The following is an 18,853-nucleotide window of genomic DNA, read 5'->3' on the forward strand; positions in this document are numbered from 1 at the left end:
GGGCAGGTGGCGCAAACCTGCCGCACCAGCGGCAGACGGAAACGGGAGACCGTACTCAAGCCGAAGCCCTCACGCTTTGGTGATGTGACGGACCACCCGGGCCGAAATGCCCGGATTGCCGAGATCCATTGAGGATCGAAGTAACGGTGGACCGCTCCGAACAAGGGCGGTGCAGCCCGGTCGCGGTGGCGGCGGTGGCGGCGGTGGCGGTCCGTCAGGGGCGGCTTGGTGTCGGCTCCGGCTCGGAGAGAAGCGCTGCCGGGCGGCGCGGGAGCAACAGCGGGGTCGCCAGCAGGAGCATCCCGGCCAGGCCGATGGCCGTACGCGGGCCGAGCAGGCCGCCCAGCACGCCCCAGACAGCCGTCAGAAGCGCGGTCGAGGCCTTGGTCGTCACCGCCCAGGCGGACAGCGTGCGGGTGACCCGGTCGGGCGCGGTGCGCTCGAGGCGGTAGGTGGTGTAGACGGGGTTGAAGACCCCGCAGCAGAAGATGAGTCCGAGCTCGACGCCGATTACCAGCAGCAACCCGCCGGTGCCCGGCCCCAGGAAGGCCAGGCCGACGGGCCAGAGCGCGCGCAGCGCCCCGGCCACGATGAGGACCTGGTGCTGTCCGAACCGGGTGACGAGCGGTCGAGCCAGTCGCGAACCGAGCAGCCCGCCGATCGAGGGTGCGGCGAAGGCGAGGCCGTACTGCCACGGTGCGAACCCGAGTCGGCCGAGCATCAGGACGGCCAGCAGCGGCTCGGCGGCCATCACCAGGCCGTTGAACAAGGCGGTGTTGAAGAACAGCGGACGTAGCGTCGCGTCGGCGAGGATGTACCGCCAACCGTCGAGCAGGTCCCCGGCCCGGATGCGCGCGGCCTCCCGTCGCTCGGGCCGCGGCTCGTGCCCGCCGGTCGCGCGGATGCCCAGGGCCGAGAGCAGGTAGCTGACCGCGTCGGCCACCACCGTCGCCACCGGACCGAGGAGCCCGATCGCCGCGCCGCCCAGCGGCGGTCCGATGATCGTGGTCGTCCAGGCCGTGGACTCGAACCGGGCGTTGGCGACGAGCAGGTCCTCGGCCGGCAGCAGCGTCTTCAGGTACGCACCGGAGGCGGCGCGGAAGGTGATGTCGGCCGCCGCGACGACGACCGAGACCAGCAGGAGCTGAAGGAAGGTAAGCACGCCGAGCGCGAACGCGGCGGGGATCGTCAGCAGCGCCGCGAACCGCACCAGGTCCATCGCGATCAGCACCGGCCGCTTGCGGCGGAACTCCACCCACGGGCCGAGCGGCACCGCCACGGCCGCGCCCACCGCAGCCCCCACGGAGGAGAGCGCGGCGACCTCGGCCGGTCCGGCGTGCAGCACCCGGATGGCGATCAGCGGGAACGCGCCGAAGGCGAGCCACGTGCCGAGCGCGCTGGTCCCGTACGCTCCCCAGAGCCACCCGAACCGCCACCCCAGCCGATGTCCGAGCAGATGTCCCAGCCGGTGCCCGCTCCTCATGCCCGACGCCCCTTGCCACTCACCCGCACAACCGATCCGCGATCGGAAACATCAAAGCGAGCGCCATACCCAGGAATCAAACAACCGCAGAGCCATCGGCCACAACCAACGGTTGTGGCCGTAGGGTACCGGCATGGATCTCGACACCGTGCGGACCTTCGTCGCCGCCGCCGATGCGGGGCAGTTCCAGGAGGCCGCCGCCGAGCTGGCGGTCACCCAGCAGGCTGTCTCCAAGCGCATCGCGGCGCTGGAGCGCACCCTCGGCGTGCGGCTGTTCACCCGCACCCCGCGCGGCGCCGAGCTCACCATCGACGGGCAGGCATTCCTGCCCCACGCGCGCGAGCTGCTGCGCGTCGCCGAGCGCGCGGTCGCCTCCGTGCACACCGGCCGCCGTCCGCTACGCGTCGACGTGATCGCCTCGCGCGGCGCGGCGTCGGGCCTGATGCGCGGCTTCCACCGCGCGCACCCCGAGATCGACCTCGACGTGCTGATGCTGTTCGACATCGAGACGGCCGTCGCCGCCATCCGCTCCGGTGCCATCGACGCGTCCTTCCGCGCCGTCGCCGTGCCCGGCCGGCCCCTTCCCGAGGACATCGAGTCCGTCCGGGTGCTCGACGAGCCGCTCCAGCTCCTCACTGGCCCCGCCCACGCGCTGGCGGGCGCCCGGTCGGTGACCGTCGCTCAGCTCGCCGGGCACCGGATCTGGATGCCCGGCATCGTCCCCGGTACCGAATGGGCCGCCTACTACGACGACCTCGTCGCCGAGTTCGGCCTCACCATCGAGGCGACCGGCCCCAACTTCGGCTCCGACGCGCTCCTCGACACCGTCGCCGACACCCCGGCCCTGGCCACCTTCATGGGCGAGCACACCCGCCTCGTCTGGCCCGCCGACCACGGCCTGCGCCGCATCTCGGTGACCGACCCCACGCCCGTCTACCCGCACTCGCTCCTCTGGCACCGCGACAACCCCCACCCGGCGCTGGTCACCCTCCGCACCCACCTCGCCACCACAGCGACCGGCCACGACGCCGCCGGAACCTGGACGCCGAGCTGGGTGATTCCGCGCTGAACACCACCACGTCTCCCGCTCCAACTGGCCGCGCACCGCTTCGCACACGCTCGATGAGGTTCGCCGTACGGTGGAGGCCACCCTGAAGCTGGCCTCCGCAGGCACGGCTGGATAGATAAGCGGACGGTAGGCGTGAGTCGCGAGTTCGCCGCGCTTCGCGCTGCCTGTCAAGTCAAGTGAGACGAGCGTGCTGCTATGAACTGTGTGGTTCGGGTTGGCGGCGCTTGGCCGGGTCGTTGATCCATGCCCGCCGGGGGATCCTGGGAGGCTGCGGGCGGCGGTTGAACCGCTCCGGATGCCGCGCATACGCCCCGGCCAGGGGGGCCGCGCGCTGTTCTCGGACCAGTTCGGCGGTGCCGAAGTGCACGCTGGCCGGGGTGTGGTAGCCGATTCCGGAGTGGCGGTGGGTGTGGTTGTAGTAGGTGATGAACCCCTCCATCCACTCCCGCGCGTGTGTCAGCGAATCGAACCTTTCCGGATAATCCGCAATGCCGCGTAGATGAGTGATCTGCGGCTTCGTCAAGCTGCTTCCGCCGCAGCCACGGACGTGACAACGGGACCTTCGTTAGGCAGAGAAGCCGACCAAGGTCTTCCCGTCCGAGAGGTCCCGTTGCCCGATCAGTGTGCCACCACCACCTTCACCGAGACCATCACCTGCGCGGCTGGCGCTTTCGCACCCGGACACCTCGGCGAGTTGACCCAGCATGTGCCGTTCGAACTGGCTGACGCTGTGCTGGAGGAGACTCGAACCGGTCACCGTCGCCTGCGGCATCTCCCCTCCCGCGTCGGCATCCATTTTCTCCTGGCCCTGGCGATGTCCCCGACGCTGGGCTATACGCGTGTCTGGGACAAGCTCGTCGCCGGCCTGCACGGACTGGCGCTGCACCGGCCGTCGGAGAAGGCGCTGCGCGATCTGCGGCGCCGTCTGGGGCCAGCTCCGTTGAAGGCACTGTTCGACGCGGTGTCCGGGCCACTCGCCCGGCCGGGCACGACGGGCACCTGCTACCGCTCCTGGTGCACGGTCGCCTTCGACGGCTGCAGCTCGCTCAAGGCCCCTGACCAGCCGCGGATCCGCAGTCTGTTCAGCAAGTCCAAGCACCGGTGGGGTATCTCCGGCTATCCCGCCCTGCGGCTGACGGCCCTGGTCGAGACGGGGACACGGGGCTTGCTCGGCGTGGTCTTCGGCCCCACCAGCGTCGGCGAACCGACCCATGCCGCCCAGCTCATTCACCTCCTGTCACCGAAAATGCTCCTGCTGGCCGACCGTGGCTTCGACGGGAACAACTTCTACGCGGCCGTCGCCCGCAGCGGCGCTCAGCTGCTGGTCCGCCTCGGCCCGCACCGCAAGCCCGTCGTCCTGGAGGTCCTCGGCGACGGCTCTTACCTCACCCTGCTGGGCGGGCTCAAACTCCGGGTCATCGAGGCGGACATCACCGTGACCCTGCGCAACGGGCAACGCGTGCACGACCGCTACCGTCTGGTCACCACGGTCCGTAGTGCCAAATCGCCCGTACCATGAGGCTTTCTCGCATGGGGGGAACCGGAAATGCGACGGACGTGGCAGGCGGTCGCGGCACTGCTCGGGCTGGTACTCGCAGGTTGTGCGGGCTCGGGGAGTACGCCTTCCGGCAAGCCAAGTCGTACGACGGTTTCGGCACCCGGGGTTCCCAGCACCCTGCGGGCCCAAGTCGCCGTTTCGGGCCCGTGGCGCGCGTGGACCGCTTCCTTCTCCGCGCAGGAGGGCCGCTGCGGGGCGACGGCTCATCAGATCGTGTGCCGCACCGGCTCCGGTGGCCTCGTCGGGCGGTCCCGGGTCACCGGCGAGGTCACCTGGGCCGTCCCCCCGACCGGTGGCGGCAAGGACGCCGCACTCGTCGTCGACTCGGCCGACGAACGGGCCGTGACCGGCTCCGGCGCGATACTGCGCGCGGCGAATCTACGCACGGGCACGGCCGCCTGGACGCGCCGGCTGACCGACGGCAACGCCTTTCCGGCTCTCGCGGCGGCGGACGGGACCGTCTACGTCCTCGAAACGCCGGCGAAGACCACCGGGATCATCACCCTCGGCGCCTTCCGGGCGTCCGACGGCAGGACGCTGTGGCACCGCACCATCGATGCGGATCCGTACGGGGGCATCGCCGCTTTCGGGGGCCGCGTCTACACCACCGACGGCACGAAGGTCACCGCCCGCGACGCCCGTACCGGCGCCGCCGTGGCGACCAGCCCCCAGGGTGTCGAGTGCCCGAACCTCATCTCCGGCGGCCATTACCTCGTGTGCACCGGCAGCCCGTACTCCGCCGAGGACACCTTCCCGCCACTCCAGCGCCTGGACCCGGTCACGCTCGGGCCGCTGCCGACCGCCGAGGACACCAGCCTGAAGCCCGAGCGCGGTCTCATCTCGTCCGACGGTGTGCTCGTGTTGTTCGAGGACAGCGCGGAGGACCCGGGCGCCGGCGACTGGAACGCATACGACCTCGTCCACCACCGGAGGCTGTGGAGTTACGCCACCACCACCGAGGAGGCAGAACTGGCCGGCGAATGGTTCGTCACCTTCACCCCGGTCAACGACGCCGCCGTCAGAGGACGCGTGATCACGATCGACCTGCACGCCGGCCCGCAGGCGACCGGAGCCGCCGCGCCGCGCATGTCCGCGCCGTACCCGCAGACGAGGGACGGGGAATACCCCACGCTCGTCGTCCCGGGCGGCGACTCGGGCCATATCGTTGTCCAGGCGGGAACACATCGCGGCCTGCGGTCGATCCCGCTGCCCTGACACCGCGGCTCGGAGCGGGCCCCGGCGTCCTCACCCCGTCGCGTCCACCAACGCCGGCCGTGCAACCGGTCGGGCGGCCCTGGGCCGTGTCGCAGCCCGGTGTCGGCACGTCGGTACCGCTGACGGATGAAGACCGGCCAGCGCGTGGTGCCGCCGTGGGCGAGTTCCGCTTGACAGCCGCACCTGCATCACGCTGCCCGGGGTCGCCGACCCGGACACCGCCGAGCCAGCGTTCGCGCCCCAGAACTTCACCGGCAGCACCGTCACCATGTTCATCGGCCCGGACTGCGACGGCCGTTACTACGCACCGTACGGAGCGGTCCCCGCCGCCTGCTGCACCACCTGCCAGCGCATGATGAATCTGACCGAGGTTTGGGAACAGGCACCGTCGGAAGCAGCGAGGGACGTTGCCGTGCCTCAAGACCGGCGGCACCCAGGTCTACGCCTACTGGAAGCGCGGCGAAGTACCCGCCGACCTGATCAGCCCCGACGGAACGATCCCGCTACGGATCACCGTCAACGGTGACTGCGTCTTCTACGCCGACCGGCCGAGGCAAAGCGTGTATTATTGATTTTACAGATGCGCGGCAACTCAACTGCCGCCAACCCAACTCGCACCAGAAGGACAGGGCATGGACTACATCGACACCAAGTACGTGGCCGCCGAACTCAAGCGCCGATTGCAGAACGCGTTCCCCGCCGTAAAGTTCAACGTGCGCAAGGGCACCGGTACCGCCTCCGCGTGGATCTCCGTCTACTGGACCGACGGCCCCAACACGGCCGAGGTCGAAGAGCTCACCCGCCCCATGCAGGGCGCGCAGTTCAACGGCCAGGAGGACCGCTACGAGTCCACCGACAACACGGTCACCGTCACCGTCAAGGGCCGGAAGGTCACCGGCAAACCGCTGGTCGACGGCATCAACACCCACCGGGAGACCTCCGACGACGCACTGAAGGCCGCCGCCGCCCTCTGTCCGAAGCCAACGATGGCATGGATCCCGCCTCGGCCGGGTGGACAGGTGCCCTTGAAATCGACGGCCACCCCATCCGGGACAACTGGGGGCGCATGCAGGCAAGGCAGATCGCCATCGATGTCGTCTTGCCCCAGCGCTGGGCCGCCACCAAGGGACAGACCGCCGCCCAGGCCGCGCCCGTCCGGCGAGCACCTCCGAGGAGGCCGACGAGTCCACGGAGGGACTCACGGACACGGACGAGGACGGGACGACGGTCACCGGTACGCGTCTCGGTGACGGCGCCGCCGACGTGCTGAAGCGGCACGGCTTCAAGTGGCACCGCAAGAACCAGTACTGGTACGCCCCCGGCAGCCGTGGCCAGCAGGCCGACACCGACCGCATGGCCACCGTCGCCGCCGACCTGCGCGCCGCCAATCTGCGCGTCACCACAGCGCAGCTCGAGCCGACCCTCACCGCCTGACCGCCCCTCGAGCGGGCGCCCCGGCGCCCAGCCCGGCCTGCCCTCCCGGAGTCCTCATGCGCACTCATTCCGCCTTCCAGCTCATCGGCGACCGCTCCCACCAGTGCGACGCCACCGCCACCTACACCCTCAACGGCGCCCGCTCGTACGCCCTGTGCGACGGCATCGGTTCCACCGACGCGGTTCGTGGCTGGACCCGCACCGCCGCCCGCCGCGCCGACGCCGAGACCGGCCTACGGGCCGTGTACGAGGCGTACGCCGCCGAGCCGGACCGGCAGGACAAGTACGCGCGCAACGACCTGCCCGCCGCGTGCGCCGTCGTGGTTGTCACCGCCCCCCGTGGCTTCGTTCACTTCCAGTGACAGCGTTTATCGATGAGTTGCAGCACTGGTTGGCGATCCAAGGGCTCTCGGATGTTCATGAGAAATGACGGCGATGCAGTGTCCGGGCTCAGGTATGGACACTCACTGTGCAGGCTGCGGCTATTCCGGTCGGGCGTTGCGAAGGGTCGACCACGCCTGAGATCGGCGTGGCCTGGTGTCGTGGGGCACGCGGTCAGCGCGAAGGTGCCGGCATCCACTGCCCGTCCGCCGCCCCGGACCGCCCAGCGGCCGGCATGACAGGCAGAGGCCTCGTCACCGCGGCGGCAGCCGCCGCGAGCGCCGGCGCCGACGCTCGCGGAGGACAAGCGGTCAGCGGCGGTAGCAGTACGAATCCGAGGAGGCGTCGCCGCCTTGCAGGCGCGTCTGGTGCACGCGCAAACCCAGGAAGTCCGGGCCGTGCGGGAAGAAGCGGCTGTCGACGGAGAGCCCGCCGTCCGAGGTGTCGGCGTCGAGTTTGACCATCCACGGGTCGATGCCCGCGGGATAGAACTGCGCGTCCCAGGCGCCGTACAAGGAGTTCGTCAGGTACACGCGCCGCCCGTCGCGGCTGAGCTCGACCATCTGCGCTCCGCCGGTCAGCGGAATGTCCGGCTCAGCGGGATGCGGCTGTTGGCTGACGATGCCGCCAAGACGCACGGACGCGGTCTGCCTCGGATGGAACGGGTCGCTCACGTCGTACTGGAGCAGATCGCCGGTTCCCCATGCGGATACGTACAGCCACTGGTCGTCCACCGACAGGTCGATGTCGGTGATCAATGGGGGCACGGCGCCGAACGGCTGCAGCGCCGGGGGCAGGTCCTCCGTTTGCGCGGGCTCGGCAGGGATGGTGATCACCTTGTGGACCACGAAGTCTTCGCCCTCCCGGTTCCACAGCCACACCGACGCCGACAGGTCCTCCACGTTGACCACGGTGTCTGTGAACCCCCACGTTGCCTCGGGGTCGTGCGCGGGACGCAGCTCCAGCACCATCTGGTTCTCATCCCCCAGATCGACGCGCTGCAGGTGCCGGCCGGAGTCCAGCTCCCAGAAGTGCAGCGAGTGGCCGTACTGGCGACCCAGCAGCAGTTCGGGGATGAGGCCGTCCTCGATCATCGAGGGGGTGCCCCACTCGCTGGTCACGGCGATGTTCTGGCGCAGATGCCACCAGAGGTCGTAGGCGAACCGCTGCGGTCCGCGGTCGCTCTCCCAGGCGCGCAGCACTTCGAAGCTTTCGTGGTCCAGCAGCGCGACGCCGCCAGGTCCGTCCGCACCGTCCGCGCCGCCCAGGCAGGACAGGAACACTCCGTCGGGGCCGCAGTGGAGTGTGTGCGGACGCGAATATCCGGCCTTGGCGGCCAGCTCCTCGGGCTCGACCACCTTGACCAGGCGCGGGCGGGCGGCATCGGGGCCGGTGTCGAAGACGTACAGCCGGGAGGAGCGCAGTCCCGGGATGATGAGGTAGCGCCGCGCAGCGTGATGATGACCGGCATGCGCCAGCGCGCTCGAGCAGGCGTTCCAGCCGAAGTGGTGCAGTTCGTTGCCCAGGCCGGGCAGCTCGGCGTGGGAGGTCACGCGGCCGTATACGGGGGATTCGGGGTCGGTGCCGACGGTGAACAACGCGTCCGCGCGCTGTGCGCTCGGGTCGAAACCGACGACATAGCCGAGCTTCTCCGGGGGCGCGGCGACGGCATCCGCCGGAGTGCGGTACAAGGTGGGGTCACTGTGGTCGTCGCGGTCGTGAGCGTGCTCAGTCGTGCTCATGGCTGTTCCTTACTCCCGAACGGGAGCGCGGATCCGGGGGGACTCTCGACAGGGAGCCGGGCTCACCCGGTCGAGATCGATGTGCAGACGCGGGACTGATGCGCCATAAAGCGAGCGTTTCACAGCCCCGGAGCCCTGCCAAGCCGACAGCGCGGGGGCGCGGACCGCCTCAGCGTGCGGCTCGTCTCGTCTCCGGCACGCCCGAGAGCGGCGGCGCCGAGCGGACACCGGGCCTTCTGGCCGCCTTGCCAGGTGACCGTGTCAGACGTCGCTCGCTGATCCGGCCTGATTGACCGGACAGGATCTAGCGGGCCCGGTGGTGACAAGCCGCCTTCGGCATGTGAGGCCTGGCAGTTGGCTGGCATCGACGGCTTCGATCCAGGAGGGAGAGTGGCGCCGAGGCGGCTGGTGAGTATCTCGCCGAAGCCGCGGACACGTTCGGCGGCGGTGTCCAGTTCGGGGCAGCGGGCCAGGACGTCTTTCAAGGCGGCGCGGTCTTCCTCGCTCAGGGCCGTGGGATGGCGGGTGAGTCAGCCGGTCACCTGCCGCGCCTTCGGCGGCGGGGGCGGCGCGTCCGGCGGAGTGGCGCGCAGGGTGGCGACGTATGCGCGGACCATGGCGTAGGTGACAGGGGCGTTCTCGGCGAGCAGTTCGCGGTGCAGGCGGGTGACGCTCGTGCATCCCGCGGCGAACCGCCGCTCCAGGTAGGGCTTGTAAGGGTCGAGCCGACTGGGCCGGGGCCCGTTTTCGCGGAGGGTGTCCTGCCAGTGCACGGCGCGGGCATACCGCAGCACGGTGTTGAGGCCCCAGCCCAGGTGCCGGGCGATCGCCCGGCGCGAGTGCCCCTGCGCGAGCAGTTCGTGAACCATGGCGTGTACGGCCTTCTTGCGCTGGGCCCGTCGGCCGACTGGATCCGGGCCGGCAGGCCCCGAGTCGTCCTGCCGAGAGGCAACGTTCGACGGCTTGGGTGGTGCCGGAGCGCGCAGACACTCACGGTGTGCAGCGACGCAGGTCTCCATGGCTCGGCCGAGGCCCTGCCACAGGTGGAACCGGTCGGCGACCTGGAGAGCGTCGGGGGCGTCGAGCCGGGCTCCCTCGGCGTAGGCGCCCGCGCGGTCCCGGCAGATGATCTCCACGCCCGGGTGGGTGGTCAGCCACTCGGCCAGCGGCCCTGATGCACGTGTCGGGAGCGCATCGACTACACGATGGGTTTCTCCGCAGGTCAAGACGGTGGAGTAGGTCTGGCCCCGACGGATCGCGAAGTCGTCCACGCCCAGCATGCGCGGCGTACTGAACTGCAGATCCGGCAGCGCCATGACCCTGCGCAGCAAGGTCATCCGCCCTGCGCACAGGCCCAGTCGGTGAGCCAGCCGGGCGCCGGCCCGTCCGGCGAGTGCGAGCCCTACGTGTTCCAGGATGCGGTTGAGCCGAGTAGTAAAGCGCGCGTAGGGGGCGGTCAGCTGAGCGAACGGCTCGGCGAACGTACGGCGCGGGCAGTCCCCGCGCCGCAGATGAAACGCCGGACCGTCAGCCGGATCACGACGCTCTGCCCACCGAGCGGGAGATCCTTCAATCTGCGCTGGTAGGAGTCGTGCACCCGGCCCGAGAAGCGACCGCAGTCCGGACACACGGCGTCGGCCGCCCGGCCTCTGGCCACGACATCGACCGTGCCGAAGGCAGCGGTCACCGCCTCGACGTCCACGTCGTCGATCCCGCCGAACACGAGAGAGTCCCGGAACGATACGTCGGGCTGCATGACCAGCACCATGACCGACCACAGCTGACCACGGCGGAGACAGTCCCACATCTGACGGAGCGTCACCCCTCCGTCAGAACGCGGGCGTACGCGGTCTCACACGAACCCGAATCCCCTCTTGATCGAACACCATGGTGATCCTCACCGAACCGCTCCCCAATGTCTGTCCAGGTTCATGTCGTCACGTCACCCCAGGGGTTTGCGGTGGGACAGTGAAATCTGCAGCCTTCCTGGAATGCCGACGAAGGTGCTCGACAGCCAACCGGGCCGTTGCACCGATCACGGAATCGGCCTGTGGCGTCCGGGGGCCGGGTCCGGCCGGTCTGGTGAACACCGCCACCGCAAAACGAGAACCGTCCGGGAACTGCACAACTCCCGCTTCGTTGCTTGCACAACCGGGAACGGTGCCCGACTTGGCCGCTACCCGCACCTCGTCGCTGAACCCGGCGGCGATCTTCCGGGTCAGCCGCTGCTGGCCGAGGATCGTCCGCACCGCTCGGCACGCATCACCCGGCCCGGCCTCGTCCCGCCAGATCAGCCTCAGCAAGGTGGCCATCTGCCCGGCCGTCGCGCTCGTGATACGACCGGGTCGCAGGGACGGAGCGGACAGTACGCGATCCCATATGCGCTCGGTGTCCGCTGGTGAACCCGCTTGACGCATCGCGCGTCCCATCTCCGTCCACCCCGCGAAACCCGCATCGCGGCCAATGGCATCGAACTCCTGCCGGATCGTGCCCGCCAACCGGATCCGGTCCAGACCCAGGCCGGCCAAGCGATCATGGATCCGCGACACCGACACACGGCGGATCAACACATCGGTTGCAGTGTTGTCACTGATGGTGAGCATCATCCGGGCAATATCACGCAGCGAGACCTCGGCCTCGTCCTCGAAGATGCAGAACCCCTGGCCGCCCGGCGTGGCCTGCGCCGGCGAGAGCCGAACGCGCTCGGCCAGATCCACGCTCGCCTCGGCAGCCTGACAGAACAGCTCCAACGCCACCACGATCTTGAACGTGGACGCGGCGACCACCAGTTCGTTATCTCCGAACGCCACCCGCCCCGGGCCGTCGATGTCCAGGACAGCCACACTGCCCTTGCATCCGGCATCAGCGAACACCTGCTCCAACCTGCCCTCGATCATTCAGCCACGATTACCCACCCAACGCACACCCCGAGGACGATTCGCCAACGGCGAACCTCGCTCCGTCCCCTGCCGCGAATCCGGCAATCCGCAAGATGATCCTGCTTCAGTGACTCTCCGAGACGGCTCCCCAAGATCTGTGCCAGAACCCAGCACTCACCGATAAAGCCAGCCGCTCGGCCCGACTGGGACTTCCAAGAACTGATCTCCATCGAGGGCTCAGCCGTCGCCCTGCGGATCACGCGGCGGGATCGCGCCGTTGCCCGCCTAGAAGACTGCTGAAAATCTCGGGTTCTGGCCCCGACTCGGCCGGGTCGGGGCCAGTCTTGTAGGCATGCAGGGGGAATGGGCTGGGGAGTTGGTCGGGCCGGATGTGTGGGAGACCTGCCGGGAGTTGATCCCGGCGGGGAGCGTGTTCGCGTTCCTGGCCGAGCACCGGGAGGCGCTGTTCCCGCCGTCGATGTTCGCGGACATGTATCCGTCGTCCAACGGGCGGCCGAGTCTGCCGCCGCAGGTGCTGGCCGCGACCGTGGTTCTGCAGAGCCTGCAGGGGCTGTCGGATTTCGAGACGGTCCAGGAACTGCGGTGCGACCTGCGGTGGAAGGCCGCCTGCGGGCTCGGCCTGTACGACATGGCGTTCGATCCGTCCCTGCTGACGTACTTCAGGCGCCGCCTGCGTCACTCGGCCGATCCGATGCGGATCTTCACCAAGGTCAAGGACGTGGTGGCCGCGACCGGCGTGCTCAAGGGAAAGCAGCGGCGGGCGCTGGATTCCACCGTGCTCGATGACGCGGTGGCCACCCAGGACACCGTCACCCAGATCATCTCCGCGATCCGGCGGGTGATCCGGGAGGTTCCCGGTGCCCAGGAGGTGGCCGCGGGGCACTGCCGGGCGCACGACTACACCGATCCGGGCAAGCCGAGGATCGCCTGGGACGATGAGGCCGCCCGCGCCGTGCTGGTCGACGCGCTGGTCACCGACGCCCTCAACCTGCTGGGATGTCTGCCCGAGCAGAACCTGGGCGAGAAGGCTGCGAACGCGGTGGGCCTGCTGGCCCTGGTCGCCGGGCAGGACGTGCAACCGGCCGAGGACTCCGACGGACGCGACGGACGCTGGCGCATCGCCCGGCGCACGGCGGTGGACCGGACCGTGTCCACTGTCGATCCCGACGCACGCCACATCCACAAGAACCGCACCCGCCACCAGGACGGCTTCAAAGGACATGCGTCCTTCGAGCCGGAGAGCGGGCTGTTCACCGCCGTTGCTGTCACCGGCGGCTGCGGGCCCGACAACCACGAGGCCGCCGTCGCCGCCGGCCTGCTCGCCGACGAGGAGCAGGACGCGGAGTCAACCGTGCTCGGCGATTCCGCCTACGGCACCGGCGACCTGCGCGCACAGTTGCAGGCCGACGGCCACTGCCTGGTGATCAAGCCGCCGCCGCTGCGGCATGCGGTCCCCGGCGGCTTCACCGTCGACGACTTCCGCATCGACACGGTCGCCGGCACCGCGACCTGCCCGGCCGGACACACCGCCAACCTCGGCCAGGTCAAAGTCGACGGCGCCCGCACCGCCCAGTTCAAGCGCGCCTGCACCGGCTGCCCCCTGCGCGAGCGCTGCACCACCTCCAAGACCGGACGCACCCTCAACGTCCACCCCAGCACGAACTGCTGTCCGCCGCCCGGGCCCAGGCCGCCACCGATCCCGCCTGGCAGGACGAATACCGCAGATGGCGGCCCCCGGTCGAACGCGCCATCGCCTGGCTGGTCGCCAAGGGCAACCGCCGAGTCCCTTACCGAGGCGTCATCGCCAACAACATCTGGCTCCACCACCGGGCCGCCGCCCTCAACCTCCGCCGACTGATCAACCTCGGACTCACCCGGACCGGCGACACCTGGCGCCTCGCCCCGGCCAACGCATAGCGAAAGGAGCCGCCCGGCCTACAACCGGACAGCGCCCCCGCAAGATTTTCAGCAGTCTTCTAGATGATCAATTCCAAGGGATGAGAGCTGCGAGCCGACCGCTACGATCAGGCCTGGGATGCGGGAGCTTTGGGGAGGGCAGGCTTGTGGGTGACATGGCGGGTCCGGGACGCCGGGGGGTGCTCGCGTTTGGCGCGGTGGTGGTGCTTGCGGCTTGTACATCGACTGCGAAGAGCGCAGATGGTGCCAAGGTCCGCACAGACCTGGAGCCTCTGGAACGTCGGTTCGCTGCGCTCGGCGCGCTGTCCGGCGCGCACTGGCTCGGCACCGCACTGGGCACCGATTCGAGGAGGTCCGTTCCGGGCCCTACCGATGTTCGAGTAGTGGGAACCGCCCAGCTGAGAGCAGGTGCCGTCGCTGCCATCATGGGGGCACCGCAGCGGAGCTTTCAGCCTGAGACACCGCGCCAACTTCCGGGCGAACTCGCCGAGTTCATGCCCAAGGGCGCAAGGTGGGTCCGTAGCGACTCCTTCGACAGTGAAATGACGGGTGGGACGTACCCCGGCGCGTTCTATCTCGATCCAGGCACGGACACGGTCTACTTCGACACGACCAATCCGAGCGTTTCCGCCAGCTCCGGACCGTGATCTAGTCCTGCTGTTTCCCTGCGGAGACGAGGCGAAGGTGTCCAAGATCATGTTGTGACGCACAACTTGGACACCCTCGCGACTGCACTGTATTCGACGACCGACGATCTGCTGAAGGAGCGTCCGGACCTGGCGCCGTGGCGGCCAGCCGTGGGGATCGCGCCGCAGCTCACCGACGCCGAGCTGGTCACCCTTGCGATGATGCAGGCCATGCTCGGTTTCACCTCCGAGGCCAGGTGACTCCGGCATGCCCGGGCCCACCTGCGGCATCTCTTCTCGTACCTGCCGCAGCAACCCGGCTACAACAAGCGGCTGCGCAAGGCCGCCGAGCTGCTTCGCCGGGTCACCCGGATCCTGGCCACCAGCACCTCGGTGTGGAGCGACGACGTATGGATCGTGGACTCCACACCCGTGGAATGCGGCTGCTCGCGGGAAACCGTGAAACGCTCCGACCTGGCCGGATGGGCCGAGTACGGCTACTGCGCCAGCCACAGCCGCTTCTTCTGGGGCCTGCGGCTGCACCTGGTGTGCACCCTCCAGGGCCTGCCCGTCGCCTTCGCCCTGACCGGCGCCAAGGCCGACGAGCGCGAGACCCTGCTGGACCTGCTCGCGGCCGAACCGCACCTCCTCACCGCCCGGCCCGGCCAGACACTGATCGGCGACAAGAACTACTTCGGCCGCAGCTTCGAGCAGGAACTCGCCCAGCAGGGAATCCAGTTACTACGGCCGACCCGCAAGGGCGAACGGCAGCGGCCCGGCGGATCCCTGTTCAAGCCGTTGCGGCAGGTCATCGAGTCGGTCAACGAGACCTTCAAGGGACAGCTCGACCTCGAACGGCACCGAGGACGCACACCCCGAGGTGTCATCGCCCGCGTCATACAGCGCATCCTCGCACTGACTGCCGCGATCTGGCACAACGACCACACCGGACAAGCCACCCTGCGATCACTGACCGCCTTCGATCACTGACCCCTTGGAATTGATCATCTAGGGGGGCCTCGTGCGCCGCTACATCCTGCCCATCGCCGCCATCCTGCTGACCGCCGCCTGCGGGACCAGCACCAATCAGGCTGGACCGGCGCCTTCGCACCTCTCGTCCCGGCCAGTCGCGAAGGCGAAGCATTCCGCTGCTCCGGCCGCCAGGCCGAAGCCGAGTTCGGCCAAGCCGAAGCCGAAGCCGTCCCGGTCGCCCAAGACATGCGAGCCCACTCGGGACATCATCGTGTGGACGAAGACACCCGGCGTGCCCGACAGCGCGCAGGAACTGGGGAATTACAATCTGGCGACCTGCGAGTCCACGTTCCAGCGGCTGCAGAAGACGTCGCCGACCGAGGCCGGGAACTGCACTGAGGCGGCGTGGGCGTCCGACAACCCGGGCTACAACACGGACGCCGAGCCGGCCGCGCACCTCAAGAAGGTGCAGGTCGTGATCGGGCCGGCCTGCTGAATCCGAGCTGAACCTTGTGTAACGCAGGCCTGGCTCCAGCTACGTTGACCTCGTCCCGCCGTTGAGGGGTTCGGGACTGCCGGGCCCTCGGATAGGGCCCGGCCTCTTCCCCGGTCCCGTCAGTCGTTGACGGGCGCCGGGATCTCCTCGAGCCGCTCGTCGTGAAGCAACTGCCACCACACGCCGTCGGTGTCCCGGAAGCGGACGACCGGCTTGGCCCGTCCCATCAGCGTGTCCACGAGCGCTGGAAGCGGCCGGGCCCGGTGCCGGTCACTACCGGCCGACGTCCGAAGCCGCTCACCGCACCCGCCTCGGGTGGTCGTCCTTGTGCTCACGGATCTCGACGTTGCAGTCCGAGACCTGCGAGTGGTCCCCGGCTTCTGCGGCCTCGTCTCGCTGCCTGGCCAGCGCCGCGCACACGCTGCAGCGTGGGGCCGGCTCAGGCCACTCGGGCGGCAGTGGCAGGTTGACGGGTGGGCTCATCTCCGTCGGCATCAGGGGGCCTCCACGGGGCGTCGGTACCCGCCGGGACCGATTGCGGCGGCGAGCACAGCGGGATGGGTGAGCAGCCCGGATCCATCGGGCCGGGACAGCCAGAAGCGGCCGCAGGCCCGCCAGCCCGTCGGCGGGCAGTGCAGCGCCCACCCAGCCGGCTGCACGGCCACCTGCGGCACGTCGGCCAGCTCCGCCGCAGCGTCGGCGGGCACGAGCCACCAGGTCCGTTCCACCAGCGGATCGGCGAGGACAGGCCCGCGCTGCTCCTCCCGGATGCGGTTCAACGTCTGCATGGCGGTGATGAGCCGGGCCTCGGCGGCGAGCCAGCGGGGACCTGAAGCTATGGGGGCGAGGGCTTCCATTTCCCACGCCTCGCGTACGAGGTCCGGGTGCGCGGAGCAGTCGGCGAGCCACGCGTCCCCGGCCTCGTACAGCTTGGCGAGGCGCATCGGTAGGGCCATGACCAGGACGGTAGGAAAGCCCGTTGTGGCCGCGTGCGCCGATTGCGCGGGATTGCGCGATCGGCCCGCAGGTTGGGGGCGATTGCTCAACCGAGGTCGAGACCGGCCCGTGCGCGGCCGATCAGCCGCTGTGCCTGCTGCCCGTAGACGGCGCATTCGCCGAGGCGGTCCCAGACCCTGCCGTACAGGGTGACGTCCTCGTCGGACTCCAGCGTGAACTCCGTGTTGATCGTCTCGACGACCACCCGCTGTTCGTCGAAGATCCAGAACCCGTGCTTCGGGGTGAGCTTCAACCGAACCCCCAACGGCACGATGCCGAGCGAGACCTGGCTCAGGCCGATCAGCCCGACGAGCCGGTCGAGCTGGCTGGCCATCACCTCGCGGGGGCACACGAGGGCGTGCAGGGCGCCCTCCCACAGCAGGACGCGGAACGTTTTGCCGCCCTCGTACAGCACCTCTTGCCGCTTCATACGGGCGCTCACGGCGTCGTCGGTGTCGCGGGGCGACTGCATCAGTTCTGCGTTGTGGATGAGCAGGTGCCGGGCGTAGTCCGGGGTCTGGAACAGGCCTGGGATGACGGTGGCTTCGTAGCCGCGGACGGTGGCCGTATGCCGGTACTCGGCGACGTACCGGTCCTGCACCGCCCGGTGCCCGGTGGCGAGTTGACGCTGCCAGGAGCGTTGCTGCGACTCCAGCCCCCGCAACCGGCTGTGAAGGTCCGGGATTTCGGCGGGGACGTCCAGTGCCCGCGCCCACGCCTCCAGGTCGGCGGCAGTCGCGGTCTGCTTCCCGTTCTCCAGCCGGGACACCTTCGAGCGCTGCCAGCCCAGCCGCTCTGCAAGGTCCTTGCCACGCAGGCCGGCCTCGGTGCGCAGCTCGCGCAGCCGCACACCGAGCGCTTCGCGGCCAGACTGGTAATCCGTGCTCACACGGCAGACGGTACCTGCGCTTGGAACTCCCCGGTAGGGACGGCGAAGTGCCAGGCAGCGTCCCGGGCCTGGCATGCCTGTACGACGCTGGCAGCGTCCTCGAGGACCTGCACCCCGAGCGTCACGCCCTGGTCGTCGATGACGAACCTCACGACCGTGCGGGAGTCGAATAGCCAGAAATCGAAGTCCGGCAGCCCGAGCCGTACGGCGTCGGCGCGCCAAAGGTTGCGGATGTCCTCGCCCGCGGCCACGTTGCCCAGCCCGGTCGCCAGAAGGAACCGCTGGCCCTCGGTCGGCGGGTCGTCGACGAGGCGTACCCGCTCGATCCGCTTCCCCCCCTCGGTCTGCTGGCGTACGCCGACATGCCATGGGCTGGCCGGGTCGTAGTTGAAGGTCTCGCCCTTCTGGAACCGAGCCCAGTTCGGGCTGACGCGGTCGGTGGCGTAGCCGCGCTGGGTCTCCAGCCGCCAGGCAGTGTGCTCGAAGTCCGTGAACAGGTGGGTGATCTCGTCGAACGGGATCAGGTCCGGCACGCGGTCACTCCTTCGTCTGTGTCTCGGTGGCCTGCGCGAGGTCGCGGGGCGCGAAGCGGGTGAGCAGCTCGCGAGGGACGACAACGAACGTCTCCGAATCCTTCACGTCCTGCAACTGGGCGAGGTGCTCGGGGTCGATGAGCCGGTCGCCCTGCACGACGAGGTCACCGGTCTCTACGACCTCGTAGAGGGTGGGGCAGTTCCCGTTCTCTGAGGTGGTGCCAAGGAACCTGAGCGTCATGGGTGCTCTCCGTTCTGGCTGGTCGGATGTCCAGAATGCTGCGGATCGCGCGGCGGCGCTGGAGGATTGCGGGAGATTGCGCGTGCCGGAAGCGAAGCGCTCTGTTGCCCGCAACACCCGGCGCTCCGAGGTAGCCCCGTGCCATGCAGAAGCCCCCACGCGGCCAGTCGCGCCACGCAGGGGCGTCCGGCTACGCCTTCGGGATGGTCCACTCCGTGATCGCGACGCTGTTGCGTTCTTCGCGCTCGGTCAGGACCTGGAAGAGGCCAAATCAAGCCGGGGATGCTGGCTTGTCGGTGCTCGGACCTAGTGCCGCATCAGCCAACGTTCGCCCTGTTCCTGATGAGATGATCACGGCAGTCATCGGGGCTGGCAGCCCTGGATCGGGGAGTGAGGCGCCG

At 69.4% G+C, this 18,853-nt stretch carries 18 protein-coding genes and 2 pseudogenes; 9 read left to right on the plus strand and 11 right to left on the minus strand.

The annotated features are described in order from the left end of the window. Positions 1–214 precede the first annotated feature (214 nt). A complete protein-coding gene (locus tag ACFYXB_RS43665; protein WP_389590907.1) occupies positions 215–1,483 on the minus strand; it encodes an MFS transporter in 1,269 nt (422 codons plus the stop codon). Positions 1,484–1,616: 133 nt separating this feature from the next. Here ACFYXB_RS43665 and ACFYXB_RS43670 point away from each other — a divergent pair, with 133 nt between their 5' ends. Then, a complete protein-coding gene (locus ACFYXB_RS43670; protein WP_389590909.1) occupies positions 1,617–2,552 on the plus strand; it encodes a LysR family transcriptional regulator in 936 nt (311 codons plus the stop codon). A 193-nt stretch (positions 2,553–2,745) separates the two neighbouring features. Here the strand turns inward: ACFYXB_RS43670 and ACFYXB_RS43675 are convergent, their stop codons facing one another. Continuing rightward, on the minus strand, positions 2,746–3,075 hold the full coding sequence (locus ACFYXB_RS43675) for an integrase core domain-containing protein (RefSeq protein WP_389590910.1): 330 nt from the start codon (positions 3,073–3,075) through the stop codon (positions 2,746–2,748). An 87-nt stretch (positions 3,076–3,162) separates the two neighbouring features. Between ACFYXB_RS43675 and ACFYXB_RS43680 the strand changes: the two genes are divergently transcribed. From ACFYXB_RS43680 to ACFYXB_RS43700, 5 genes are all read left to right on the plus strand, one after another. After that, complete coding sequence (locus ACFYXB_RS43680) at positions 3,163–4,071, plus strand: transposase (RefSeq protein WP_389590912.1); 909 nt, start codon at positions 3,163–3,165, stop codon at positions 4,069–4,071. Between the two features lie 27 nt (positions 4,072–4,098). Continuing rightward, complete coding sequence (locus tag ACFYXB_RS43685) at positions 4,099–5,325, plus strand: PQQ-binding-like beta-propeller repeat protein (RefSeq protein WP_389590914.1); 1,227 nt, start codon at positions 4,099–4,101, stop codon at positions 5,323–5,325. Positions 5,326–5,957: 632 nt separating this feature from the next. Beyond that, positions 5,958–6,575 (plus strand): LPD29 domain-containing protein, encoded by a 618-nt coding sequence (locus ACFYXB_RS43690; RefSeq protein ID WP_389590916.1) that lies wholly within the window; start codon positions 5,958–5,960, stop codon positions 6,573–6,575. A 13-nt stretch (positions 6,576–6,588) separates the two neighbouring features. Beyond that, entirely contained in the window at positions 6,589–6,759 is a 171-nt protein-coding gene (locus ACFYXB_RS43695) for a hypothetical protein (protein ID WP_389590917.1), read from the plus strand. 56 nt (positions 6,760–6,815) lie between these two features. Next, positions 6,816–7,121, plus strand: coding sequence for a hypothetical protein (locus ACFYXB_RS43700; RefSeq protein ID WP_389590919.1), 306 nt, complete (start codon positions 6,816–6,818; stop codon positions 7,119–7,121). 330 nt (positions 7,122–7,451) lie between these two features. Here ACFYXB_RS43700 and ACFYXB_RS43705 read toward each other — a convergent pair whose 3' ends face one another. The 4 genes from ACFYXB_RS43705 to ACFYXB_RS43720 all read right to left on the minus strand — a co-directional run bounded on the left by ACFYXB_RS43705 (position 7,452) and on the right by ACFYXB_RS43720 (position 11,779). Continuing rightward, a complete protein-coding gene (locus tag ACFYXB_RS43705) occupies positions 7,452–8,882 on the minus strand; it encodes a selenium-binding protein SBP56-related protein (protein ID WP_389590920.1) in 1,431 nt (476 codons plus the stop codon). 530 nt (positions 8,883–9,412) lie between these two features. Then, a complete protein-coding gene (locus ACFYXB_RS43710) occupies positions 9,413–10,219 on the minus strand; it encodes a transposase (protein ID WP_389590922.1) in 807 nt (268 codons plus the stop codon). Positions 10,220–10,338: 119 nt separating this feature from the next. Next, positions 10,339–10,689, minus strand: a complete 351-nt coding sequence (locus tag ACFYXB_RS43715; protein ID WP_389590925.1) for a transposase family protein — start codon at positions 10,687–10,689, stop codon at positions 10,339–10,341. Positions 10,690–10,819: 130 nt separating this feature from the next. Continuing rightward, positions 10,820–11,779, minus strand: a complete 960-nt coding sequence (locus tag ACFYXB_RS43720; protein ID WP_389590927.1) for a serine hydrolase — start codon at positions 11,777–11,779, stop codon at positions 10,820–10,822. Between the two features lie 334 nt (positions 11,780–12,113). Here ACFYXB_RS43720 and ACFYXB_RS43725 point away from each other — a divergent pair. The 3 genes and pseudogenes from ACFYXB_RS43725 (at position 12,114) to ACFYXB_RS43735 (ending at position 15,793) form a co-directional block, all read left to right on the plus strand. Next, positions 12,114–13,699: pseudogene (locus ACFYXB_RS43725) on the plus strand (IS1182 family transposase). 701 nt (positions 13,700–14,400) lie between these two features. Then, positions 14,401–15,315: pseudogene (locus ACFYXB_RS43730) on the plus strand (IS982 family transposase). 31 nt (positions 15,316–15,346) lie between these two features. Then, positions 15,347–15,793, plus strand: coding sequence for a hypothetical protein (locus ACFYXB_RS43735; RefSeq protein ID WP_389590929.1), 447 nt, complete (start codon positions 15,347–15,349; stop codon positions 15,791–15,793). 297 nt (positions 15,794–16,090) lie between these two features. Here ACFYXB_RS43735 and ACFYXB_RS43740 read toward each other — a convergent pair whose 3' ends face one another. The 5 genes from ACFYXB_RS43740 to ACFYXB_RS43760 form a co-directional block, all read right to left on the minus strand. Then, a complete protein-coding gene (locus tag ACFYXB_RS43740; protein WP_389590931.1) occupies positions 16,091–16,288 on the minus strand; it encodes a hypothetical protein in 198 nt (65 codons plus the stop codon). Continuing rightward, the gene (locus ACFYXB_RS43745) at positions 16,288–16,749 is read right to left on the minus strand and encodes a hypothetical protein (protein WP_389590933.1); all 462 of its coding nucleotides are present in this window, start codon (positions 16,747–16,749) and stop codon (positions 16,288–16,290) included. The genes ACFYXB_RS43740 and ACFYXB_RS43745 overlap by 1 nt, the downstream gene beginning before the upstream one ends. An 86-nt stretch (positions 16,750–16,835) precedes the next feature. Continuing rightward, entirely contained in the window at positions 16,836–17,678 is an 843-nt protein-coding gene (locus ACFYXB_RS43750; protein ID WP_389590935.1) for a helix-turn-helix domain-containing protein, read from the minus strand. Then, the gene (locus ACFYXB_RS43755) at positions 17,675–18,211 is read right to left on the minus strand and encodes a DUF6879 family protein (RefSeq protein WP_389590937.1); all 537 of its coding nucleotides are present in this window, start codon (positions 18,209–18,211) and stop codon (positions 17,675–17,677) included. Before ACFYXB_RS43755 ends, ACFYXB_RS43750 begins: the two co-directional genes overlap by 4 nt. 4 nt (positions 18,212–18,215) lie before the next feature. Then, positions 18,216–18,452 (minus strand): hypothetical protein, encoded by a 237-nt coding sequence (locus ACFYXB_RS43760; protein WP_389590938.1) that lies wholly within the window; start codon positions 18,450–18,452, stop codon positions 18,216–18,218. Between the last annotated feature and the right edge of the window lie 401 nt (positions 18,453–18,853).

Origin of the sequence: Streptomyces sp. NPDC002619 (assembly GCF_042889305.1) — a bacterium.
In the GTDB taxonomy this organism is placed as follows: Bacteria; Actinomycetota; Actinomycetes; order Streptomycetales; family Streptomycetaceae; genus Streptomyces.

What these genes read in the sequence shown, in the direction of transcription:
- ACFYXB_RS43665 (WP_389590907.1), bottom strand. Translation starts at nt 1,483, where the DNA reads ATGAGGAGCGGGCACCGGCTGGGACATCTGCTCGGACATCGGCTGGGG.
- ACFYXB_RS43670 (WP_389590909.1), top strand. Translation starts at nt 1,617, where the DNA reads ATGGATCTCGACACCGTGCGGACCTTCGTCGCCGCCGCCGATGCGGGG.
- ACFYXB_RS43685 (WP_389590914.1), top strand. Translation starts at nt 4,099, where the DNA reads ATGCGACGGACGTGGCAGGCGGTCGCGGCACTGCTCGGGCTGGTACTC.
- ACFYXB_RS43690 (WP_389590916.1), top strand. Translation starts at nt 5,958, where the DNA reads ATGGACTACATCGACACCAAGTACGTGGCCGCCGAACTCAAGCGCCGA.
- ACFYXB_RS43700 (WP_389590919.1), top strand. Translation starts at nt 6,816, where the DNA reads ATGCGCACTCATTCCGCCTTCCAGCTCATCGGCGACCGCTCCCACCAG.
- ACFYXB_RS43705 (WP_389590920.1), bottom strand. Translation starts at nt 8,882, where the DNA reads ATGAGCACGACTGAGCACGCTCACGACCGCGACGACCACAGTGACCCC.
- ACFYXB_RS43710 (WP_389590922.1), bottom strand. Translation starts at nt 10,219, where the DNA reads ATGACCTTGCTGCGCAGGGTCATGGCGCTGCCGGATCTGCAGTTCAGT.
- ACFYXB_RS43715 (WP_389590925.1), bottom strand. Translation starts at nt 10,689, where the DNA reads ATGTGGGACTGTCTCCGCCGTGGTCAGCTGTGGTCGGTCATGGTGCTG.
- ACFYXB_RS43720 (WP_389590927.1), bottom strand. Translation starts at nt 11,779, where the DNA reads ATGATCGAGGGCAGGTTGGAGCAGGTGTTCGCTGATGCCGGATGCAAG.
- ACFYXB_RS43740 (WP_389590931.1), bottom strand. Translation starts at nt 16,288, where the DNA reads ATGCCGACGGAGATGAGCCCACCCGTCAACCTGCCACTGCCGCCCGAG.
- ACFYXB_RS43745 (WP_389590933.1), bottom strand. Translation starts at nt 16,749, where the DNA reads ATGGCCCTACCGATGCGCCTCGCCAAGCTGTACGAGGCCGGGGACGCG.
- ACFYXB_RS43760 (WP_389590938.1), bottom strand. Translation starts at nt 18,452, where the DNA reads ATGACGCTCAGGTTCCTTGGCACCACCTCAGAGAACGGGAACTGCCCC.